The following is a 6,107-nucleotide window of genomic DNA, read 5'->3' as shown; positions in this document are numbered from 1 at the left end:
TAGATAGTAGCCAACGGCTACAGTGATAACATCCTTGTTAAATTGTTTATATCTGAAATAGTTCATACAGAAGACTCCTTTTTGTTAAAATTATACTATAAATTCAACTTTGCAACAGAACCTTTAATAGTATATCAATTTAATGATTTTGCATTCCTAACCACTATGATGTTATAATGCAATTAACAAAGATGTCGTGCATGTATGCACCAAATCCCCTAACTATGCCAGTAGTTAGGGGATTTTTTGGTGTGACTAGTCGCCTATTTATCATTGCGTTTGCGTAGCCAGTTCGCAAATAAAGCAACGATGCAACCACTTGCTGCTGTGGTCATGATGTTTACAAAGATGTCGGTCATTGCGTATGCACCTCCTCTCTACGTCAAATTGACGCCAGAGATAGGCGACTCCACTATTATACCATCTGTTAATCTACAAGCATATGCACTTCCGATAAGTTGAATTATGAAAACCACTTATAACAGAATATGAAAAATTAAATAGTTCCCTAATTGATTTCTAGAATATATAACAAAAGATATTAGGAAGTTAATCCTCACAAATATTAAGTTACCACTATCGTTTTAATAATCTGTATTTCTTATATATTTTTTATACACAAATGTAAGTTACACATGTGTTAATTACATTTGTGTAACTTACACATCACTTTTCTAATTATTTGCATACAATATGCGTGCATACGTTATACATGCATACTGTATGCAATATATACCTAAACAGCCTGTTGAAATAAACAATTAAATAAGTATACAAGTTTACTTATTTAACTAATGCCCAATCATTTTTTATCAGAGCAATGAAGTACATTTGTGTAATATACACAAATGTACATTACACAAATATATTTTACTTTTTCCTATCTTCTTAAGAAAAAAACATTGGTTTAACTGCAATCATTATCAATTTTCTAAATGTCATAACATCTTCATAAGACCATTTAATATCAGGATTTTGAATAGCTAAATCATATAATCTTTTTATCTCTTTACCCATTTCTTTTTCAGTATGTAAATCACGCTTTTCAGATAAGGGACGCTCTTTATTCTCAATCATTTTTTTGTCCCATTCTACCCTGCGACTGTAAGCCCAATATAATGTAGTTACAGTATCTAACCAACCATTTTCCAAATAATAATTAATTGTATAACTTTTACTATGTATAATTTTAAACTCATCAACTGTATCCTTTTTTGGTCCACCAGCCCCTCCCAAACTAGTAGGTTCATTTAAAATTTCAGAACCATATTTTTCAACTGAAATACTAGAAATTGAATCATAAGTTGCTTTAATTTTTTCCGATACATCTACTTCAATAGAGTAATCTCCTATTGAAAATGATTTGATATTTTGAAATAAATTATGGATATCTTTTTTAAAAAGTAATATAAATATCAATATAACTATAGGGAAAGAAAAGTGTGTATACAATAATTTAAACAGCTCATATACAAAAGAAAAAAAGTTCATTATATCTCTCACCTTTTTAATTAGACTTATCATAGAATTAAATACTCTATAAAATTTTCAAAGTTTTTATAGAATGTATCTCTCTATTTTTCAAACAAAAATATCATGAATACTAATAATCTACTGACTCAAGTAATGATAAAATTTTATCTTGTTTACTCGCAACTTCTTTTAAAACTTTTGTATTTTGTGCTTGTTGATGAGATTGTTCTGCATATAATTTTTGATAACTTTCAAGTGGATCTAATAACTCTAAAGTCTCTAAAATTAATTTGTTTCTTGATATATTTTTATCTTTAGCCAATCTACTTAATCGATCTAACAACTCACTATCTACATCTCTAATTAGTAAATCTTTCTTCATTATTTTGAACTCCTTTTTTAAAATTTTTTACTTATTTTTTTATGTTTTACGTACATATACTTGCTAATATTATTTTGAAATTCAAACTAAATCCAGAATGATATTAAAGTATTATGCCTTCAAAAAAGGGTGTCTCACCTTTGTGACATTTTCTATATATTGTGTCACAAAGGTGAGACAGGTACAATATGATGTGTCACAAAAGTGAGACATTTCTATTTTTTTGATATCATAATAAAAACGACTTAAAGTCTTGGAATGTCTGGCTTCGCCAGACCTATCATTTCAAATGATAGCATATTCTCCTTATGCTCTTACCAAATTTTTTCAGATTTTTACATTTTTTCTAAAATACTCATAAAATCCATATATTTTATTACTTACATGGTATGAAAAACATACCAAATCAAATGTTCAAAACACTCATTTTTGTATTATATTTACAATATAGATATGCTAAAAGGAGTGTCCAAAATAAAACTAAGTTATAAACTAAAAATGGAACGTCTTAACAAAGATTTATCTCGAAAGAAATTAGCAAAATCACTTAATAAATATTTTAAAACGAAATATTATACAGAAAGAAAAATAGGTATCATTGAAAGTGATGAGACTTATTTAAAATTTGATGTTGTTGATGAAATGTGTTGCTTTTTTAATTTAACAATTCAAGATTTACTATATAAAAAATGGCCAGAATATAATCAGGATTTCACTGACTACTTCCAAAATGAAACTACGAAATATTGTCATTTGCCTGATGAAAATAGAACACGAGTTCATCAATTTTCTCAGCTTATATCTCATTTTAATTTAGTTAATAAACAGGATTGGATTTCATTCCCCAAGTATGATTTTATCCAAAGAGTTTATTACGATTACTTTGAAAAAAATGTTATTGATTACTCAACATGTGAAATAGCTTTAAATACTTTTAAGTTCCATTATCCAAATTATTTATACAAAAATAATAGTGGTTTAGTCATTAAACATGATTCAGCAGGTATATTATCTGTTACCGATCATCGTGATCCTATATCGAATGATGCATTGAAAATTGGCGTTGAAAGAATAGAGCATGCCATTGGCTTATTATTAGAAGTCAATACCCATAAATATGATCAAGGACTATTCACATCCCATAATATTGAAAAGTTACTTGAATACTTTAGGTGTCATAATATTAGCTTAAATAACTTAAGTTCTAATACATTAATCCCTTTATCAACATTGAAAAATTTATATAAAAATCCTAAAAAGTTATACTTTAAAGATATTCAGACACTATGTAACTATTTAGATTTTCCAATCAATGAGATTTCAAATTATACTAGCGACATTCAAGATAATATTGACGCTAAAAATATAGGTGAACATCTAGCAAAGTTAACTAACACTGGTGAAATTGAATCATTTAATCAACAATATTATCTAACGCCACAAGAAACTCAATTACTCATTCCTAGCTATTGTTATGAATCATTTATACGACAAATGAAAAAAGACTTAAATAGAGGCAGTGATGAGACAATGCTTTTCATGGAATTTAAGCATTTTATTTTTCAATGGCACTTTTTTAATAAACTTAAAATTTTACTGTCTCAAAAGTTGAACGGAAAAATTGGTAGAGATCTCTTTTATATGTTTACTAAAACGGAAATAGAATCTGCATTAGGTAATAATCTTTATCCAAGTAATCCAGTTAATCTATTAGGCACTTTAGCACTAAACAGAATTTCAAAGTTTGATAATACAAGTAATAAAGAGCTTCAAGAAATCATAGAAGAACAATTCAAATAACTATCAACACACTTATCACTATAATGATGTGTATACGTATCAACATAAACATAACTACATTCATACACATACCTATATACACCAAATTTTATAGTACTTTATTTACGTATAAAATTTAGTGTTGTTCTATAGTATCAAGACAAGAAGAAACTCGTTTCAAAAACCCTCCTGATTTTTAGAGAAAAACTCTCTTATTTCATCGTCTTTAATAAAATAATATGCCATCTTTCCATCTTTATAAAAATCAAGTACCTCATTTTTATATAAAAGCCTTAAATGATGTGAAGTTGAAGCAACACTCATTTTCAATATCAAAGAAATATCACAAACACACAACTCATCTTCTTTAATCAAAGATAATATGATTTTCAATTTCTTCTCATCACAAATTTTTTCTAAAATGTTAAGTAATTTCTTAGATTTATCATCTTCTAAAAAACTTAAAGCATTGTTAACTTTATCCTCATGTACACAGATCACATCACAAGCATTTTCATAACTCATATAAAATCACACCCTAAATTAAAATATAAATCCTAAAATTGTTTGAATAGTGTCATTTTCAATAATAATAAATAAACCTAAAGCTATATAAATAACAGCCATAATCCAACGACTAAATTTCTCAACAATTTCTCCAACTCCTGGAATATTAGCTAATTTTTGTGCAGTAAATACCAAGAAGAAAATTAAAATTAAAAAGACAAACAGAGTAATTAATAAATTAGTAACACTTAATGTCACAAAATACGGAACAAATAAACCAATATTATCAGCACCGCAACTTGCTATCGTAACAATTGCAACCGTACCAACTAATTTAGACAATCCTTTTTCATTCAATTCTTTTTTAGCTCTCTTTTCTCCTTCACAATCATCATAAATAGCCACTTTAATTCCAAGATAAATTGGTATTAAACCCAATAAACCTAATATCCACTTCTCTGGAACATAATTTAATACAAAAGCTAAAAACAAACTAACTAATATTAAAATAATAGACCCTAAATATTGACCAACATAAATATCTCTATATTCTTTTCTAGTCTTTGCTCTAGCAAAAAATACTAATAAAATTACTAATAAATCAACTGCTGTAGCAATATAAAGAACAGCAGCAGTAACAACCGTTTGAATCATAATACACCTCATTCAAAAATATTTTTGAATGTATTGTAACTTATATTTTTAAATAATCATAGATGCTTTATTCCAATTGCTTTATTGACGTTGAGCCTCGGAACCCTTAACATCAATAAATTTTCTCGGCATAAATACGTGGTCTACTTTTTATTCTTACTCACTTTGATAGCAAAAAATGCCATTCCAATACAAAACCACATACCTATAATCGATAACCACATAGCAGCCATAAAATCACTCCTTTTTAGCAAACTTTATCACAATAGTTATCGCTTTACAGGTCTATTTTTCATCGTTATAATCTAGTTAATTCCCGTAAGGGCGCACTTATGTGTTCTAAAAAAACGCGTGTAAAAACCATAATCGACCTTCGTCGATTTTTTTAATCTTAGTTTTAAGTAATCGGTGTTGCAGCACAGATATAAAAATTAATACTGCATTATTAGTAATCGGCGTTGTGGCGCAGATACAAAAATTAATACTGCACGAATTTGAATCGACGTTGTAGCGTAGATATAAAAATTAATACTACATCAAAATTTAACTAAGATTTAAGCTACTAGTTTTTTGCTAGTAGCTTTTTTATTTTTTAAAATTTTAAATACTTTTATTTTGAATTTTAAGGGGGTATTTTAAAGATTTAGGGGTAAATCATATAGTTTTATGCCTAAAAACCTACAGAAGCTTTTAAAAAGCAAATATGAGCCAAATAAATATATGCTATTTTCAAAAACAAAAATTTGAGCAAAACCAGTGAATAATTTTTTAGACACTGCCCATTTACATGCAAATTTAAAAATTGGCATAAAAAATGGGCAACCATGCTGGTTAAACGCTATAGTTCCCGCAGGGGCAAAAAAGCATAAAAAAACGCTAGCTTTTAAGCTAACGTTTCAAATCTTTTAAGTAATAATTTTGTTTTTCAAAATGCCAAATTGCTGTAATTGAATGTGCTTTTTCTTCTTCGTCTGTTGTTTTATCTTCGTCACTTGTATTAATCAAATTGCCATCTTCGGCATCATCTAAATTTAAAATCTTATGTTTTTGTTTAAGCAATCCACCATAACTCAACATACGTTTTCGGTATAAACCTTTTTCCAAGTCATTCACGATTTCTTGATTTCTTTCATCATCATCAGTTAAAAAATCAGATGACTTAACCGAATATTTAGAGGTTTCTTTGATTGCTATAGATTATTTGAATTACTGATTAAAGATATTATGTTGTTTCATGTTTTGACGTCGCATATAAAGTGCATGTGTTTCTTCGAATTCAGCTTTAATGTATTGCATTATATAACATTTCATC

6 protein-coding genes and 3 pseudogenes are annotated in these 6,107 nt (G+C 27.8%); 1 reads left to right on the top strand and 8 read right to left on the bottom strand.

The genetic code is table 11. From position 1 onward, the window contains the following. From KA867_RS09635 to KA867_RS09620, 4 genes and pseudogenes are all read right to left on the bottom strand, one after another. Positions 1 to 66, bottom strand: a pseudogene (locus KA867_RS09635) (IS6 family transposase); the annotation flags it as partial. Positions 67 to 263: 197 nt separating this feature from the next. Then, positions 264 to 359 carry a type I toxin-antitoxin system Fst family toxin gene (locus KA867_RS09630; protein ID WP_002510758.1) on the bottom strand — a complete coding sequence of 32 codons (96 nt, stop codon included), beginning with the start codon at positions 357 to 359 and terminating at the stop codon, positions 264 to 266. A gap of 529 nt (positions 360 to 888) precedes the next feature. Further along, a complete protein-coding gene (locus KA867_RS09625; protein ID WP_210137849.1) occupies positions 889 to 1,491 on the bottom strand; it encodes a hypothetical protein in 603 nt (200 codons plus the stop codon). A gap of 112 nt (positions 1,492 to 1,603) precedes the next feature. Continuing rightward, positions 1,604 to 1,855, bottom strand: coding sequence for a hypothetical protein (locus KA867_RS09620; protein ID WP_040138582.1), 252 nt, complete (start codon positions 1,853 to 1,855; stop codon positions 1,604 to 1,606). Positions 1,856 to 2,353: 498 nt separating this feature from the next. Here KA867_RS09620 and KA867_RS09615 point away from each other — a divergent pair, with 498 nt between their 5' ends. Further along, positions 2,354 to 3,655 carry a helix-turn-helix domain-containing protein gene (locus KA867_RS09615; protein ID WP_210137848.1) on the top strand — a complete coding sequence of 434 codons (1,302 nt, stop codon included), beginning with the start codon at positions 2,354 to 2,356 and terminating at the stop codon, positions 3,653 to 3,655. A gap of 156 nt (positions 3,656 to 3,811) precedes the next feature. Here the strand turns inward: KA867_RS09615 and KA867_RS09610 are convergent, their stop codons facing one another. From KA867_RS09610 to KA867_RS13460, 4 genes and pseudogenes are all read right to left on the bottom strand, one after another. Further along, a complete protein-coding gene (locus KA867_RS09610; protein ID WP_002508637.1) occupies positions 3,812 to 4,159 on the bottom strand; it encodes an ArsR/SmtB family transcription factor in 348 nt (115 codons plus the stop codon). Positions 4,160 to 4,177: 18 nt separating this feature from the next. After that, a complete protein-coding gene (gene cadD, locus KA867_RS09605; protein WP_210137847.1) occupies positions 4,178 to 4,795 on the bottom strand; it encodes a cadmium resistance transporter CadD in 618 nt (205 codons plus the stop codon). 888 nt (positions 4,796 to 5,683) lie between these two features. Further along, positions 5,684 to 5,986, bottom strand: a pseudogene (locus KA867_RS09600) (protein rep); the annotation flags it as partial. Positions 5,987 to 6,001: 15 nt separating this feature from the next. Further along, positions 6,002 to 6,107, bottom strand: a pseudogene (locus KA867_RS13460) (replication initiator protein A); the annotation flags it as partial.

Origin of the sequence: Staphylococcus sp. GDH8C109P, from assembly GCF_017893405.1 — a bacterium.
GTDB lineage: Bacteria > Bacillota > Bacilli > Staphylococcales > Staphylococcaceae > Staphylococcus > Staphylococcus cohnii.
Note: the sequence above shows the minus strand (reverse complement) of the source record. Positions and strands in the feature narration are given on the sequence as shown.

What these genes read in the sequence shown, in the direction of transcription:
- KA867_RS09630 (WP_002510758.1), bottom strand. Translation starts at nt 359, where the DNA reads ATGACCGACATCTTTGTAAACATCATGACCACAGCAGCAAGTGGTTGC.
- KA867_RS09625 (WP_210137849.1), bottom strand. Translation starts at nt 1,491, where the DNA reads ATGAACTTTTTTTCTTTTGTATATGAGCTGTTTAAATTATTGTATACA.
- KA867_RS09620 (WP_040138582.1), bottom strand. Translation starts at nt 1,855, where the DNA reads ATGAAGAAAGATTTACTAATTAGAGATGTAGATAGTGAGTTGTTAGAT.
- KA867_RS09615 (WP_210137848.1), top strand. Translation starts at nt 2,354, where the DNA reads ATGGAACGTCTTAACAAAGATTTATCTCGAAAGAAATTAGCAAAATCA.
- KA867_RS09610 (WP_002508637.1), bottom strand. Translation starts at nt 4,159, where the DNA reads ATGAGTTATGAAAATGCTTGTGATGTGATCTGTGTACATGAGGATAAA.
- cadD (WP_210137847.1), bottom strand. Translation starts at nt 4,795, where the DNA reads ATGATTCAAACGGTTGTTACTGCTGCTGTTCTTTATATTGCTACAGCA.